The 15711-nt window shown below is 64.5% G+C and carries 11 protein-coding genes; all 11 read left to right on the top strand.

Annotated features, from left to right (window positions below; translation table 11 throughout):
• The first annotated feature begins 6 nt into the window (after positions 1–6).
• The 11 genes from TU75_RS24750 to pgaD all read left to right on the top strand — a co-directional run bounded on the left by TU75_RS24750 (position 7) and on the right by pgaD (position 15442).
• Complete coding sequence (locus tag TU75_RS24750; RefSeq protein WP_060550452.1) at positions 7–1590, top strand: glycosyltransferase family 39 protein; 1584 nt, start codon at positions 7–9, stop codon at positions 1588–1590.
• 173 nt (positions 1591–1763) lie between these two features.
• On the top strand, positions 1764–2183 hold the full coding sequence (locus tag TU75_RS24755) for a MarR family winged helix-turn-helix transcriptional regulator (RefSeq protein WP_015373440.1): 420 nt from the start codon (positions 1764–1766) through the stop codon (positions 2181–2183).
• On the top strand, positions 2180–4258 hold the full coding sequence (locus TU75_RS24760) for an FUSC family protein (RefSeq protein WP_060550440.1): 2079 nt from the start codon (positions 2180–2182) through the stop codon (positions 4256–4258). Before TU75_RS24755 ends, TU75_RS24760 begins: the two co-directional genes overlap by 4 nt.
• Positions 4255–4464, top strand: coding sequence for a DUF1656 domain-containing protein (locus tag TU75_RS24765; protein WP_003231009.1), 210 nt, complete (start codon positions 4255–4257; stop codon positions 4462–4464). The genes TU75_RS24760 and TU75_RS24765 overlap by 4 nt, the downstream gene beginning before the upstream one ends.
• Positions 4461–5351, top strand: a complete 891-nt coding sequence (locus TU75_RS24770) for an efflux RND transporter periplasmic adaptor subunit (protein WP_003231007.1) — start codon at positions 4461–4463, stop codon at positions 5349–5351. Before TU75_RS24765 ends, TU75_RS24770 begins: the two co-directional genes overlap by 4 nt.
• Positions 5348–6793: an efflux transporter outer membrane subunit gene (locus TU75_RS24775; protein ID WP_060550441.1), complete on the top strand. Its 1446-nt coding sequence runs from the start codon at positions 5348–5350 to the stop codon at positions 6791–6793. Before TU75_RS24770 ends, TU75_RS24775 begins: the two co-directional genes overlap by 4 nt.
• A 241-nt stretch (positions 6794–7034) precedes the next feature.
• Positions 7035–8531 (top strand): YdgA family protein, encoded by a 1497-nt coding sequence (locus tag TU75_RS24780; protein ID WP_060550442.1) that lies wholly within the window; start codon positions 7035–7037, stop codon positions 8529–8531.
• Between the two features lie 599 nt (positions 8532–9130).
• The gene (gene pgaA / locus TU75_RS24785) at positions 9131–11611 is read left to right on the top strand and encodes a poly-beta-1,6 N-acetyl-D-glucosamine export porin PgaA (RefSeq protein ID WP_003231003.1); all 2481 of its coding nucleotides are present in this window, start codon (positions 9131–9133) and stop codon (positions 11609–11611) included.
• 12 nt (positions 11612–11623) lie between these two features.
• The gene (gene pgaB / locus TU75_RS24790) at positions 11624–13621 is read left to right on the top strand and encodes a poly-beta-1,6-N-acetyl-D-glucosamine N-deacetylase PgaB (RefSeq protein WP_060550443.1); all 1998 of its coding nucleotides are present in this window, start codon (positions 11624–11626) and stop codon (positions 13619–13621) included.
• 2 nt (positions 13622–13623) lie between these two features.
• Entirely contained in the window at positions 13624–14964 is a 1341-nt protein-coding gene (gene pgaC / locus TU75_RS24795) for a poly-beta-1,6-N-acetyl-D-glucosamine synthase (RefSeq protein ID WP_003230998.1), read from the top strand.
• A 1-nt stretch (position 14965) separates the two neighbouring features.
• Positions 14966–15442: a poly-beta-1,6-N-acetyl-D-glucosamine biosynthesis protein PgaD gene (gene pgaD / locus TU75_RS24800; protein ID WP_060550444.1), complete on the top strand. Its 477-nt coding sequence runs from the start codon at positions 14966–14968 to the stop codon at positions 15440–15442.
• Positions 15443–15711 lie beyond the last annotated feature (269 nt).

Consider the following 15711-nt stretch of genomic DNA (forward strand, 5'->3'; position numbering starts at 1 on the left):
ATCAAGGTGCGTCGGTCTGTGGTAGAGCAAAACGAAAAAATCACGGCATTGCCCGCGCTCAACCGACTTGGCTGGGAGCGGGCCGGCTGGGTCAGCCAACTCTGGTGGGTACCGATCCTGGCGCTGGCAATGGCCCTGCGGTTCTACAACCTGACGACGTCGGCCATCTGGGGCGATGAAGGCTCAAGCCTCCTGCTCAGTGAATATGCCGTGGACGATCTGTGGTTCCACGCGGCCCACGACGTGCATCCGCCGCTCTACTTCTTTTTGCTGCGCGGCTGGATTGAACTGTTCGGCGACAGCATCGGGTCGATCAGGGCCATGAGTGCCATTCCTGGCGTGATCGTCGTGGGTCTGGGCACCTGGCTTGCGCGGCAGCTGTCCACACGGCGCGCGGCGCTACTGGCCGGTGTCCTGCTGGCGCTGCTGCCGACGGCGGTGCGATACAGCCAGGAAGTGCGCATGTATTCGCTGCTGGGCGTATGGCTGCTGGGCGCAACGCTGGCGCTGGTGTATTGGGTGCGCCAACCCGAACGCACACGCTATCTGGTGGCCTATGGGGTGCTGATGGCCGCAGGTTTCTACACTCATTACTTCACCGCACTGTGCGTGCTGGTGCATTGGGCGTACCTGGGCGTGCTGGGCACCTGCGGTCAGCGTCTGATCACGCGCCGGGCATGGTGGGCGACCAACATCGCAATTGTGCTGGTGTACCTGCCCTGGTTGCCAGGCCTGCTGGATCTGGTACAGCACGTCGACCAGCTCAAGGTCGGCGGCGACATCGGCTGGGAAGATCCGGTCAATGCGCTGTCCGTGCCATCGATGATCTGGCAGTTCATGTTGCAGGATGAAGGCCTGGATCTGTGGCGACCGCTGTTCTGGGGGTTTGCGCTGCTATTGATCGCGCTGGTTGGCGTCAGCGTCTGGCGTGATCGCGAACCTTATCGACCAGCCATCCTGCTGGCGCTGTTTTTCCTGCTGCCGCTTTTGCTGGTCTACGCCGTGTCGTTTATCTCGCCGGTGTTCATTGAACGCTACCTCACGGTGTATGCCCTGGGCTTGCCGATCCTGCTGGCGTTGCTCATCGACCGTGGGTCATGGTGGGGCGCGGCGTTGTTCGTGTTGGTGGTGGGGGTGGAGCTGGTTGGGCTGAAGAACAACTTCACGGTGGACGAGCAGGACCAATTCAACGTGCCGGTGGAGTTCGTCAACCGCAACTACCAGGAAGATGATCGCATCGTGCTCAGCGACATGATGTGGTACCTCAGCTACGTCTATTACGACCAGACCGACGCCCAACTGCAGCTCTACACCCCGCCCAAACCCGACGGCACCCCAACGCGACCGAATGCCTACGGCTTCGGCACGCTGGTGGATCAAGACGGCGGGCGCATCTACCTCGACCACCTCTCGTCACTGCCTGCCGGCACCCGACGCGTATGGCTGATCAGCAGCAACGAAACGCCGGACGAATTTGCGCCACTGCCCCCGGGCTGGCACGAACTCAGTCGCCAGGACGGCGGTGGCGCCAGGGCACGCTTGTTTGTGTTGTGCACTGTGCCGTCGATGTTGCCCGAGGGCTGTCCCTAGACTGGGCTTGGGCTTCGACGCGACAGCCCGGCGCCAAGACTGATCCAAATGCCACCACCCATCCGCCAAATTGTTTCAAAACTTGACGCTCAAGCCTGCTTCCACCATATTGATAGTTAGCAAACTAACTGTATGCGAACGATCCCGTGTCCCAATCCCTCGAACAACTCCAGATGAACCTTAGCAGCAGCATGGTGGTGGGCGCCCGCAACTGGCGCAAAATCTGCCAGGCCACGCTGGTGAGCTATGGCATCTCCGAAGCCTGCGCCGTGCCGCTGTTGATGATCGGCCGTCTGGGCGACGGTGTGCATCAGGTCAAGGTGGCCCAGGCCTCCGGCATCGAAAGCCCGTCACTGGTGCGTCTGCTCGACCAGCTGTGCAGCGGCGGCTATGTGTGCCGTACCGAAGACGCCCACGACCGCCGCGCCAAGGCCCTGAGCCTCACCGAGCGCGGCCGTGAGCTGGTGCAGGCGGTGGAAGCGCAACTGGTGCGCCTGCGCCGCGAAGTGCTGGCCGACATTCCCCACAGCGACCTCGAAGTCGCGTTGCGTGTGCTGCGTGCCTTCGAGGCCGCGGGGGCGGTGGCGTCTTGAACGGATTCTTGACCGGCATGCCGCCGGCCCGCGACTGGTTTTACGGCGTGCGCACCTTCGCGGCGTCGATGATCGCGCTGTACATCGCCATGCTCATGCAAATGCCGCGTCCGTATTGGGCGATGGCCACCGTGTACATCGTCTCCAGCCCATTCGTAGGCCCTACCAGCTCCAAGGCGCTGTACCGCGCCATCGGCACCCTGATGGGCGCGGCGGCGGCGGTATTGTTCGTGCCGATGTTCGTGCAGTCGCCCTACATCCTGGTGGTGGTGATTGCGCTGTGGACCGGCACCTTGCTGTTCCTCTCCATGCACCTGCGCACCGCCAACAACTATGCCCTGATGCTCGCCGGCTACACCCTGCCGCTGATCGCGCTGCCCGTGGTGGATAACCCCCTGGCGGTGTGGGACGTGGCCGAAGCGCGTACCGAAGAAATCTTCCTCGGCATCGTCGTGGCCGCCGTGGTCGGCGCGATGTTCTGGCCGCGTCGACTGATGCCGGTGTTCGACGGTTCGGTGGCCAAGTGGTTTGCCGATGCGCAGGTCTACAGCCAGCGCTTTCTCACGCGCAACGTCGATACCGAGGAAGTCAGCAACCTGCGCGGCGGCATGGTCGCCACGTTCAACACCCTTGAATTGATGATCGGCCAATTGCCCCACGAAGGCGCGCGGCCGCAGACGGTGCGCAACACCAAGGAACTGCGCGGGCGCATGATTCACCTGTTGCCGGTGATCGACGCCCTGGACGACGCGGTGTACGCCCTCGAACACCGCGCCCCCGAGTTTCTTGAACGCTTCACACCGTTGCTGCACGCCGCCAACACCTGGCTTGATAGCACAACCGACACCGCGCCCCTTGAACGCTGGCGTCAGCTGCGCGACCAGATCGACGCCGCCCAACCCCAGGGCGACGCACTCAACGACCGCCACACGCTGCTGTTCTCCAACGCGCTCTACCGCCTGGCCGAGTGGGTCGACCTGTGGCAGGACTGCCGCAGCTTGCAGGCCGCCATCCAGTGCGAAAGCCAGGACAGCTGGCGCGCCGTCTACCGTCATTGGCGCCTGGGCCGACTCACGCCGTTCCTCGACCGTGGCCTGATGTTCTACTCGGCGTTTTCCACCGTCAGCGCGATCATCGTCGCCTCGGTGCTGTGGATCCTGCTGGGCTGGACCGACGGCGGCAGCGCGGTGATTCTGGCCGCCGTCGCGTGCAGCTTCTTCGCCACGATGGACGACCCGGCGCCGCAGATTTACCGGTTCTTTTTCTGGACCGCCCTGTCGGTGCTGTTCGCCAGCCTGTACCTGTTTCTGGTGCTGCCCAACCTGCACGATTTCCCGATGCTGGTACTGGCCTTCGCCGTGCCGTTCATCTGCATCGGCACCCTCACGGTCCAGCCGCGTTTCTACCTGGGCATGCTGCTGACGCTGGTCAACACCTCGTCATTCATCAGCATCCAGGGCGCCTACGATGCGGATTTTCTCAATTTCGCCAACGTCAACCTGGCTGGGCCCGTGGGCCTGCTGTTCGCCTTTGTATGGACGCTGATCGCGCGGCCCTTCGGCGCGGAACTGGCGGCCAAGCGCCTCACCCGTTTTAGTTGGCGCGACATCGTGAGTCTCACCGAACCCGCCACCCTGGCCGAGCACCGGCACATGGCCGCGCAAATGCTCGACCGCCTGATGCAGCACCTGCCGCGCCTGGCCCTCACCGGGCAGGACACCGGCATCGCCCTGCGCGACCTGCGCGTGGCACTCAACCTGCTCGACCTGCTGGCCTACTCGCCGCGCATCCTCGGCGTGCCCCGGGTGCTGCTCAATCAGGTGGTGGAAGGTGTGGGCGGCTACTTCAAGGCCTGCCTCAAGGCGGGTGAACGCTTGCCCGCGCCCAGCGGTCTGCTGATGACACTCGACCGCACCCGTCGCGCCCTCAATGGCCAGGGCTTGCAGGACGCCGACGACACCCGCCTGCACCTGCTGCACGCCCTGGCCGGCCTGCGCCTGGCGCTGCTGCCGGGGGTTGAATTCATTGGTGGCACGGAGCTTGAAGCGCCGCTGCCGGATGGAGCGCCTTTATGATCGGTGATCTGGATATCAGCGGGGTGTTTCTGCCCACGTTGCTGGTGCTGATGGGCATTACGTACCTGTTGTTTCTGGTGGTGCACGGGCTGTTGACGCGCATGCACTTCTATCGCCTGGTCTGGCACCGGGCATTGTTCAATGTGGGGCTCTACGCGCTGATGCTGGGCGCGGTGGACTCACTCAGTCGATACCTGATGACATGAAAAAACCTTTTTTGACCATCGGCCGTGTAACCCTGACGCTTCTGGTGGTGACCTTCGCCGTCGTCGTCGTGTGGCGCATGGTGATGTACTACATGTTTGCCCCCTGGACCCGCGACGGGCACATCCGCGCCGACATCGTGCAGATTGCGCCGGACGTGTCCGGGCTGATCCAGCAGGTGGATGTGCGCGACAACCAACTGGTCACCAAGGGCCAGGTGCTGTTCGCCGTCGACCAGGACCGCTTCAAGCTCGCCCTGCGCCAGGCCCGCGCCGCCGTGGCCGATCGCCAGGAAACCCTGGCCCAGGCCCAGCGCGAGTACAAGCGTAACCGTGGCCTCGGCAATCTGGTGCCCAGCGAACAACTGGAAGAAAGCCAGTCCCGCGTGGCCCGCGCCCAGTCGGCCCTGGCCGAAGCGCAAGTGACGGTGGACGCGGCTCAGTTGAACCTCGACCGTTCGGTGATCCGCAGCCCGGTGGACGGCTACGTCAACGACCGTGCGCCGCGCAGCCAGGAATTCGTCACCGCCGGGCGCCCGGTGCTGTCGGTGGTCGACAGCAATTCCTTCCACATCGACGGTTATTTCGAAGAGACCAAGCTCGACGGCATCCACGTCGGCATGGCCGTGGACATCCGTGTGATCGGCGACAACGCGCGCTTGCGCGGTCATGTGCAGAGCATCGTCGCCGGCATCGAGGACCGCGACCGCAGCAGCGGCTCCAACCTGCTGCCCAACGTCAACCCGGCGTTCAGTTGGGTGCGCCTGGCCCAGCGGATTCCGGTGCGTATCGCCTTCGACGACGTGCCGGCCGACTTTCGCATGATCGCCGGGCGCACGGCCACGGTGTCGATCATCGGCGACCCGGTTAAAGACGGAGAGCAACCATGAAGCGGCTTCTGGCGACTTCCGCATTGGGGTTGCTGCTGTCGGCCTGCCAAGTGGTGGGCCCGGATTACTCGCTGCCGGACACCGCAGCCGTCAACCGCAAAGACCTGCAAGGGCCGATGGCGGGCGAGGGCGACAACGTGGTGTCGGCACCGGTGCCGGCTGACTGGTGGAAGCTGTACAAGGACCCGCGACTGGATGAGCTGGTGCGCCAGGCCATGGCCTCCAACACCGACCTGCGCGTGGCCGCCGCCAACCTGCAGCGCGCGCGTTACCAGAGCCAACAGGCCGAGTCCGCCGGCGGCTGGAGTGCCGGCGCCAAGGCCGAAGCCCAGCGCCTGCAGGAATCCGGCGAGGCGTTCTTGCTGGCCGACAAAGTGCCGGTGGACAACATCGGCAGCGTGGGCATTAGCACCTCGTACCAGTTCGACCTGTTCGGCACCTTGCAACGAGGCATCGAAAGCGCTCAGGCCAATGCCGACGCAGCCCAGGCGGCGGCCGATATCGCCCGCATCACCTTGGTGGCCGATGTAGTGCGTTCGTACACGCGGGTGTGCGCGGCCAACGAAGAACTGGCAATCGCCCACGAGTCCCTTGACCTGCAAGGCCAGAGCACCCGGCTGACCCAGCGCCTGCGCGACGCCGGGCGCGGTGATGAAACCCAGGTGACCCGCTCGCAGACCCAATACAAATCCTTGCGCGCCGACATGCCGCGCTATGAAGCCGCGCGTCAGGCCGGCTTGTTTCGCCTGTCGATGCTGCTGGCCAAGCCGCTGGACCAATTGCCGGCCGGCACCGCGCATTGCGCCGAGCTGCCGCACATCGCCCAACTGCTGCCAGTGGGCGACGGCGCCGCCTTGCTCAAACGCCGCCCTGACGTACGCCAGGCCGAACGCCAACTGGCCGCCGCCACCGCGCGCATCGGCGTGGCCACCGGCGCGCTCTACCCGGACATCGCCATTGGCGCCTCTGTCGGCACGGTGGGCCTGCTCGACGACCTCGGCACGCCGGCGACCAACCGCTGGGGCTTTGGCCCGATGATCAGTTGGACCGTCCCCACCAACGGCGCGCGCGCGCGCATCCACGAAGCCGAGGCCGCCACCCAGGGTGCCCTGGCTCATTTCGACGGGGTGGTGCTCAACGCCATCCGCGAAACCCAGACCGGCCTTGCGCAATACACGGCCATGTTGCAGCGCCGCGATGCGCTGGCCGAAGCCGGCGAGTCCGCCAGGGAAGCGGCGGGGCAGACCCATCGCTTCTTCCAGGCCGGTCGCGCATCGTTTCTGGCCGACTTGCAGGCCACGCGCACCTACACCGATGTGCGCGCGCAACTGGCGGCTGCCAACACCCAGGTTGCCATGAGCCAGATTGACCTGTTCCTGGCGCTGGGTGGCGGCTGGGAAAGCGCACGAACCCAAGGCACGCAGGCCCCGGCAAAGCCTTGAAACACCTTGAGTGACACGGGCTGGCGTATACCTGGACCGCACGTTTGCAGCGTCTCCATCACTCATCGGATGAGATTGATGGGGCGCACCCGTGAACTCCCGCTGACCGAGCCCCTCTGAAAGGCTGGGCCGTTCGCGGCCGCCAGTGCTAATCTTCCCCCGTTTTCGGCGGGCTTGAGCCAACCCCTACAGGGTTCAAGGAAGACAGCCCACTTCTCACAGGATTTGATCAGGTCACTTCATGAATAAGCCAGCAGTCGTTCTTTTGGGTTTTGTGGTCGCCGTTGGCGTCGTCAGTGCAGGCGGCGCCTGGTACACCGGTAAACAACTGGAGCCGGTGCTGCAAACCGCGATCCAGAACGCCAACAAGGAACTGCAGACCTCCATGGCCGGCGTCGATGGCAAGGTCTCCCTGGAGCTGGTCTCCCTGGATCGCGGCGTGTTCAGCAGCACTGCCCACTACCGTCTCAAGGCGCAGGGCGCAGTCTTCGGCGAAGACAATCCCAACCCCGAGTTGCTGTTCGTCGACCATATCGAACACGGCCCGCTGCCGTTCTCGCGTCTGGTCACGCTCAAATGGCTGCCGGTCATGGCCACCAGTCACTTCGAGCTGGAAAAGAACCCCACCAGCGAAAAATGGTTCGCCGCCGCCAAAGACGTGTCACCGCTCAAAGGCGTGACCAATATCGGCTACACCCGTTCGGTCAACGGCAATGTCGAACTGCTGCCCCTGGAGTTCAAGGACGACAAGTCCTCGGCGAGCTTCTCCGGCCTCAACCTCAACTTCGACAGCACCGCCGAAGGCAAGAAGGTCAAGCTCGACGGCTACATGAACAGCCTCAAGGTGGCGGCGGTGGGTGCCGACGGCACGCCGTTCGCAGCCGACCTGGCTGGCCTTACTGTGGCCAGCAACCTGGAGAAGTCCACCTTCGACTTCTACACCGGGCAGAACACCGTGGAGCTGACCGACGCCAAGTTCACCTTCGGCCCGCAGCAAAGCGTGCTGACCCTCAAGGGCTTCGAGCAGAAAGATTCCAGCAACACCAAGGACAACAACCTGGCCGGCCGCGTCGACTACAAGATCGACGAGATCGGTTACCAGGGCAAACCCGTGGGTTCGGCCGCCATGGCCGTGAGCATGAAGAACGTCGACGTCCCGTCGATGGTGGTGCTGACCAAGCTTTATCAGGAAAAAATGCAACCGGTGCAAGCCGCCGCCGCTGCGGGCGAACCGGTGCCGGAACTGCAACTGACTGAAGCCGAACAGGCCCTTGCCGACGCCAACGTCAACCAGTTGTTGGCCGCCAAGCCGCAAGTGGCGGTCGAGAACCTGTCGCTGAAAACCACCCATGGCGAAAGCAAGTTCAACCTTGTACTGGACCTGGCCAAGCCCGCCAGCATGGAACTGCCGCCGGTTGAGCTGGGCAAGCAGATGGTGTCGCTGCTGGACGCCAACCTCACCCTGTCCAAGCCAATGATCGCCGACGTCGCCGCTCTGCAGGCACAGCTCGGCGGCGTGACCGATCCTAAAGCCATCGAGCAGCAAGGGCAGGCGGCGTCGCAGATGATCAGCAGCATGGCGGTCGGCACCCAACTGGCCACGGTGGTCGGGACTGACGTGGTGTCCAAGCTGCATTACGCCAACAACGAAGTGACCTTCAACGGCCAGAAGATGACCGTCGAGCAATTCCTCGGCTTCGTAATGGGCAAAGTCGGCGCCGTCAGCGGCGCTCAGTAAGGGTCAACGCAGCCAACATGTGGGAGGGGGGGCAAGCCCCCTCTTAAAAGTCTTGGCTGCGCGTGAGCCGTTTCAGGCAACCACACTCCTGTGGCTAGGCGGCTTATTGTGGCGAGCGGGCTTGCCCTAAAGCCGACCGGAATGGGGAATGTGAACGCGATCAAATGTGGGAGCGGGCTTGCCCGCGAAGGCGTCGGCCCTGCAAACATTGAGGTCGACTGACCCACCGCTTCCGCGGGCAAGTCGCAGCGCCGCTTCCACAGGGGATTTACGCTTAACTGTGGCGAGCAGGCTTGTCCTGCGTTGGGCTGCGTAGCAGCCCCAAAACCAGGCGCTGTGTAGCGTCACGTACACCGCGTTTTCCTTGATTGGGGGCGCTTCGCACCCCAACGCGGGGCAAGCCTGCTTGCTACAGAGGCTCCAGTTTGCTGCCCGACGGAGCCCAATTCTGAACAATTGTTCCGATTTGGCCTTCGCCCCGCTTTCCTGAGCGATAGTCCGCCCAGGAAAGCTAGGCCGCGTCAGTGGACGCCGCACCCTGAAGCGCTTCGCTCAGGACACCTATCGTTACGCTTTCCGTGTGTAAGGAAGCTCACGATATGTTGCGAAACCTACCACTCAGTGCCTCAGGCCGGTTGCGTCTGCTGATCGGGGTCGCCTTGTGCAGCCAATTACTGATGCCCGCCTTCGCCTCGGCCGACCCGGCCTACGACGCCCTGATCATCCAGGCGCGCAACGGCAACTTCACCCCTGCACTGACCCAACTTCGCCAGTTGTCCGCCGAACGCCAGACGCCCGGTCAGGTCAGCGATCACCTGATCATCGCCGGCTGGGCCGGCCAGGATGGCGAAGTGCTCAAGGTGTACGAAGCCCAGGGCAAACATCGCAACCTCAGCACCCAGGCACTTGCCACGGTGGCGCGCACCTACCGCAACCAGAAGCAATGGGCTCCGGCCGAGGCGGTGTATCGCCAGGCGTTGCTGCGCGAGCCGAACAACATCGACCTGCAACTGGGCCTGGCCCTCACTCAGGCCGACGGCGGCCAAGCCACCCAAGCCGTGCAAAGCACCCGTGCGCTGGTGGCGGCCAAGCCCGAAGACCCGAACCGGCGCATGGCCCTGGGCTACGCGCTGGCCCGCGCAGGCTTTAACTACGACGCCCTGTTCGAATTCGACCAGGCTTTCACCCGCGCCGGCGACAAGCCTGAAGTCGCCCGCGAATACCTCATCGCCCTGCAACAGGCGCGCTTGCCAGAGGCCGCGTTGCGCCTGTCGGCCCAGCGTCCTGGTTTGGTGGACGCGATCACCCAGCGCCGCCTCGAAGGCGACCTCGCCGCCGAGCGCGTGCGGCTGGCCGAGTACGCCACGCGCTCCGAGAAAGAGCGCTACGTGGTGGCCGACCGCGCGCTGCAGGACTACGACCGACTGATCACCCGCTGGACCCCGGACGCCAGCGCCCACGATGACGTGGTGCGCTGGCGCATCGACCGCCTGGGTGCGCTCAAGGCTCGTGCGCGCACCGCCGACGTGGTGCGCGAGTACGAAACCCTCACCGCTCAAGGCGTGCAACTGCCCACCTACGCCTTGCGCTGGGTGGCCGGTGCCTACCTCGAGCAGCGCCAGCCGGAGCGCGCCCAGACGCTGTATCGCCAGGTATTGACCGCGCCGGATGCCGACGCCAGTTACCGCGTCGATGACAGCACCGCGCTGTTCTATGCCCTGCTGGAAAGCGACCAGGTGCAGCAGGCGCGTGACGTCGCCGCGCAATTGGCCAACGAACAGAAACCACGGGTCGAACTCAAGGGCCTGCCCATCGGCAATCCCAACGACAACTGGATGGACGCGCAGCAACTCTCCGCCCAGGCCGGCACGTACGGCGGCGACCTGCCGGGCAGCGAAAGCGGCCTGGACGCCCTGGTGGCCAAGGCCCCCGGCAATGTCGGCCTGCGCCTGGCCCAGGCCGACATGTACCGCGCCCGTGATTTGCCTCGGCGCGCCGAAAACGTGCTCAAGGAAACCGAAGCGCAGGCCCCGCGCGACATCGGCCTGGAAGTGTCCCAGGCCTATACCGCGATGGACCTGCAGGAGTGGCGCCAACTCGACGTGCTCACCGACGACGTACTCGCGCGTAACCCGGACAACCGTCAAGTGCAGCGCCTCAGCCGCCTGCGTGACGTGCACAACATGGCCGAGCTGCGCGTGGAAGCCTACACCGGCAAAAGCTTCGGCGGTGGCCCCAATGAAGACGCCGGTGCCGCCACCGGCAGCCGCGACTGGGGCATCGAAAGCGTGATCTACACGCCACCCATCGACGAAGACTGGCGCCTGTTCGCCGGTGCCGGTTATGCCACCGCAGACTTCACCGAAGGCACCGGTCAGCACCGCTGGCAGCGCGTGGGCGTGGAGCGGCGCACCCGCGACATGACCCTTGAAGCCGAGGTGTCCAACCATTCCTATGGCGACGGCGCCAAGCAAGGCGCCGCCGTGTCGATTGCGCGCGACATCAATGACAACTGGCAATACGGCGGCAGCCTCGGCTACCTGCTCAGCACCACGCCGTTGCGTGCGCTCAATGACGGGATCACGGCCAATGGCGGCAGCGGTTTTATCCGCTGGCGCGCCAATGAAAGCCGCGAGTGGAAACTGACCCTCAGCCCCTCCCATTTCAGCGATGGCAACGACCGTTTCGAAGCCTTGCTCAGTGGTCGCCAGGGCCTCTACAGCGCGCCGCATGTGCAAGTCGACCTGGGCCTGGAAGTCGCCACCAGCCGCAACAGCAAACAGGACGCGGTGTACTTCAACCCCAAATCCGACCTCACGGTGTTGCCCGTGCTCAACATCAACCATGTGCTCTACCGCCGCTACGAGACGCAGTGGAGCCAGCAGTTCCAGATCGGCGCGGGCACCTACAGCCAGCGCGATTACTCCACTGGCGGGGTGGGGCTAGTCGGCTACGGCCAACGCTTTCGCTGGAACGACGTGCTGGACGTCGGCGCCAACCTGAGCCTGATCAGCCGCCCCTACGACGGTGATCGCGAACGCGATCTGCGCCTGCTCGTCGACCTTACCTACCGTTTCTAAAAGAGCCCGACCATGACCGTCCTCAGCCGTTGCTTGTTGGTCCTGGGTGTATTGCTGGCCAGTGCCTGCGCCCAGCAACCCGCGCCATTCACTCCACCCGCCGAGCGGCCGACACCGGCCAACGAAGCGCCGTGGCCGAAAAACCATTTCCTGGGCATTGCCTACCACGACATCAATGACCGCGACCCCGACCAGGCCGTGGTCGGCGTGCGCACCGAGCGCCTGATCGAGCAACTGGCCTGGCTGCGCGAGAACGGTTACCAGGCGGTCAGCGTCGACCAGATCCTGGCCGCGCGCCGTGGCGGGCCGGCGTTGCCGCCCAAAGCCATCATGCTCAGCTTCGACGACGGTTACGCCAGCTTCTACACCCGCGTGATGCCGATTCTGCGCGCCTATCACTGGCCGGCCCTGCTGGCGCCGGTGGGCTACTGGATCGATACGCCGCTCGACAAGCCGGTGGACTTTGCCGGCGCGCCACGGCCGCGCGGCGAATTCCTCACCTGGCAGCAAATCCGCGAAGTGTCGCAATCGGGCCTGGTGGAAATCGCCGCGCACACCGATAACAACCACAAAGGCATTCTGGCCAACCCCCAGGGCAACCTGGAACCGGCGGCGACGTCCATGCGCTACGACCCGGCGACCGGCCGCTACGAAACCGATGCCCAGTTTCAGGCGCGGATGCGCGCTGACGTCGCGGCCATCAGCCAGAAGATCCGCAGCGTGACCGGCAAGGCGCCACGGGTGTGGGTATGGCCCTACGGCGCGGCCAAGGGCACGTCCCTGGCGGTGGTCGGCGAGCAGGGCTATCAGATGGCGCTGACCCTGGAAGACGGCCTCGACAGCCTGGGCAACCTGATGGACAGCCCGCGCTTTCTGGTGGCCTCCGACCCGGACGGCGAGCACTTCGCCAACAGCATCGTCGCTGTGCAGGCCAAGGCGCCGATGCGCGTGCTGCATGTGGACCTGGACAACGTCTACGACCCGGACCCGGCCCAGCAGGCACGCAACCTCGATCAGTTGGTGCAGCGCGTGGTGGACATGGGCGCAGGCACCGTGTTCCTGCAAGCCTTCGCCGACCCCAAGGGCGACGGCCTGGTGCACTCGCTGTACTTCCCCAACCGTCACCTGCCGGTGCGCGCCGACCTGTTCAACCGTGTCGCCTGGCAACTGCGCACCCGCGCCCATGCCGCCGTGTATGCCTGGATGCCGGTGCTGAGCTTTGCCCTCGACCCCAAGCTGCCGCGTGTCACGCGGTGGGATCCACACACCGGCCAGGTGGCTGCGGACGCCGATCAATACAAACGCCTGTCGCCGTTCGACCCGCAGGTGCGCAGGCTCATCGGTGAAATCTACGAGGACCTGGCGCGCAACAGTGCCATCGACGGCGTGCTCTACCACGACGACGCGGTGCTGACGGATTTCGAAGACGCCAGCCCCGCCGCGCTCAAGGCGTACGCCGCCAACGGCTTGCCCGGCAACATCGCCGCCTTGCGTGCCGACCCGGCCGTGATGCAGCGCTGGACCCGCTTCAAGAGCCGCTACCTGATCGACTTCACCCATGAGCTCACCGCCAGGGTGCGCGCCATCGGCGGCCCGCAGGTGCAGACCGCGCGCAATATCTTCGCCGAGCCGATGCTCAACCCCGACAGCGAAGCGTGGTTCGCGCAGAACCTCGACGATTTCCTCCAGGCTTACGACTGGACTGCGCCCATGGCCATGCCGTTGATGGAAGGCCAGACGCTCAAGCAATCCAATGCCTGGCTGGAAAAGCTGGTGGCCACGGTCAAGGCGCGCCCGGGTGCGCTTGAGCGCACCGTGTTCGAGTTGCAGGCCAAAGACTGGCGCACCCAGGCCGCGCCGGATATCGACGGTGTGCAAATGGCGCAATGGATGGGCGTGCTCAAGCGCCAGGGCGTCACCAGCTTCGGCTACTACCCGGATAACTTTCTGGAAAATTCCCCGGACCTGAAGACGGTACGTCCGGCCCTTTCCAATCAATGGAACCCTTGACCATGTTCGACAGAATCCTGGCTTTATTCGTGTTGGCGCTGGTGCTGGGCGTGCCCCTGGGCCTGATCTTCCTGGTCACCGGGCAGTTCCTGATGGACTTCGTGTTCTTCTACCCGCTGTTCATGTCGGCGCTGTGGATCGCCGGCGGCCTGTACTTCTGGTTGCACTGGGAACGCCACTGGCCGTGGGAAGAAGACACCCCCGCGCCGACCCTGGCCGGTAACCCGCTGATCTCGATCATCATCCCTTGCTACAACGAGGGCGATAACGTCGGCGAGACCATCCATGCCGCGCTGGACCAGCTGTACCCCAACGTCGAAGTCATCGCGGTCAATGACGGCTCCAAGGACAACACCGCCGCCCTGCTCGACGCGCTGGCCCTGCAACACCCGCGATTGCGCGTGTTGCACCTGGCGCAGAACCAGGGCAAGGCCGTGGCCCTGCGCATGGGCGCCGTGGCTGCGCGCAGCGAATACCTGGTGTGCATTGACGGCGACGCACTGCTCGACAGAAACGCGGCGGCCTACCTGGTCGCACCGATGCTCGACAACCCGCGCCTGGGCGCCGTCACCGGCAACCCACGCATCCGCACCCGCTCGACCCTGATCGGTCGTGTGCAGGTGGGTGAGTTCTCGTCGATCATCGGCTTGATCAAGCGCACCCAGCGGGTGTTCGGGCGCATCTTCACGGTGTCCGGTGTGGTGGTGGCGTTTCGCAAGAAAGCGCTGGACCGCATCGACTACTGGAGCACCGACATGATCACCGAGGACATCGACGTCAGTTGGAAGCTGCAACTCGATCACTGGGCGATCTTCTACGAGCCGCGCGCGCTGTGCTGGATCCTGATGCCCGAAACCGTCGGCGGCCTGTGGAAGCAGCGCCTGCGCTGGGCCCAGGGCGGCGCCGAAGTGCTGTTCAAGAACATTCGTGGCATCTGGCAATGGCGCCATCGCTACCTGTGGCCGCTGCTGTTCGAATACTGCCTGTCCACCGGTTGGGCCTTCACCTTCATGCTCTCGGTGATTTTCTGGGGCGTGGGCAAATTCATCCCACTGCCCCAGGCCATTGCGGTCGACTCCCTGATGCCGCCGGCGTTTACCGGGCTGGTGCTGGCGATGGTGTGCCTGATGCAGTTCGCCGTGAGCATCCTGATCGACCGGCGCTACGAAAAGGACCTGTGGAAAACCCTGTTCTGGACCGTGTGGTACCCGATGGTGTTCTGGCTGGTCAGCCTGTTTACCACGCTGGTCAGCTTCCCCAAGGTGCTGTTCAACCAGCACCAGAAACGCGCGCGCTGGGTGAGCCCGGACCGTGGCATCAAACCAATCGAAAAGGAGGCGTGACATGAAACTTGTCAGAACTCGCCAACATGCCGTGATGTGGCTCATCGATGTGGCGCTGACCCTGCTCGCCTGGGGCGGCCTGGTCTGGCTGCTGGCGCGCGGCATCGGCGCCATGCTGGAAACCCATGGCGGGCCGCGAATCGAAGCGCCGATCTTCGCGGCGCTCAACACCCTGCAGATCTACCTGTGGATCGCCGTGTTCAACGCGTTGATCCTCGTCAGCTGGGCGCGTTACCAGCAACGCAAGGGCCGCAAGTTCGCCCAACGCCGCGCCCAGGCTAATGCGCTGAGCGACCAGCACCTGAGTGCAAGCTTCAATCTGGCCCAGGGCGACCTCGAGCAACTGCGCAGGCCGGGCGTGCTGGTGATTCACAACGACGAAGAGGGCGGCGTGGGCGAAGTGAAATCCCACGTCTCCCGTGACGTGGAACGCGCGCCGCTGACGCTGGTGGCGGGGCAGGAAAAATTCCGAACGTAGACGGCGCCCAGATCCAAATTTGGGAGGGGCTTGCTCCCACAGCCATAGCCGTGCGGGCTATTGTGGCAAGCCCTAATGCCGTTCAGTTAAGCGCAGATTCCCTGTGGCGAGCAGGCTTGTCCTGCGTTGGGCTGCGCAGCAGCCCCAAAACCAGGCGCTGAGCCTTATCAGTTACAGCGCGTTTTGCTGGATTGGGGGCGCTTTGCACCCCAACGCGGGGCAAGCCCGCTCGCCACAAAAAGCCCTCCCACAGTAATCTGCACAGCTGA

It is taken from the genome of Pseudomonas poae (assembly GCF_001439785.1).
GTDB classification, from domain to species: domain Bacteria; phylum Pseudomonadota; class Gammaproteobacteria; order Pseudomonadales; family Pseudomonadaceae; genus Aquipseudomonas; species Aquipseudomonas poae.

Bases quoted from the DNA above. Each gene is read 5' to 3' on its own strand.
- TU75_RS24755 (WP_015373440.1), top strand. From the start codon at position 1,764: ATGAACCTTAGCAGCAGCATGGTGGTGGGCGCCCGCAACTGGCGCAAA.
- TU75_RS24765 (WP_003231009.1), top strand. From the start codon at position 4,255: ATGATCGGTGATCTGGATATCAGCGGGGTGTTTCTGCCCACGTTGCTG.
- TU75_RS24770 (WP_003231007.1), top strand. From the start codon at position 4,461: ATGAAAAAACCTTTTTTGACCATCGGCCGTGTAACCCTGACGCTTCTG.
- TU75_RS24775 (WP_060550441.1), top strand. From the start codon at position 5,348: ATGAAGCGGCTTCTGGCGACTTCCGCATTGGGGTTGCTGCTGTCGGCC.
- TU75_RS24780 (WP_060550442.1), top strand. From the start codon at position 7,035: ATGAATAAGCCAGCAGTCGTTCTTTTGGGTTTTGTGGTCGCCGTTGGC.
- pgaA (WP_003231003.1), top strand. From the start codon at position 9,131: ATGTTGCGAAACCTACCACTCAGTGCCTCAGGCCGGTTGCGTCTGCTG.
- pgaB (WP_060550443.1), top strand. From the start codon at position 11,624: ATGACCGTCCTCAGCCGTTGCTTGTTGGTCCTGGGTGTATTGCTGGCC.
- pgaC (WP_003230998.1), top strand. From the start codon at position 13,624: ATGTTCGACAGAATCCTGGCTTTATTCGTGTTGGCGCTGGTGCTGGGC.
- pgaD (WP_060550444.1), top strand. From the start codon at position 14,966: ATGAAACTTGTCAGAACTCGCCAACATGCCGTGATGTGGCTCATCGAT.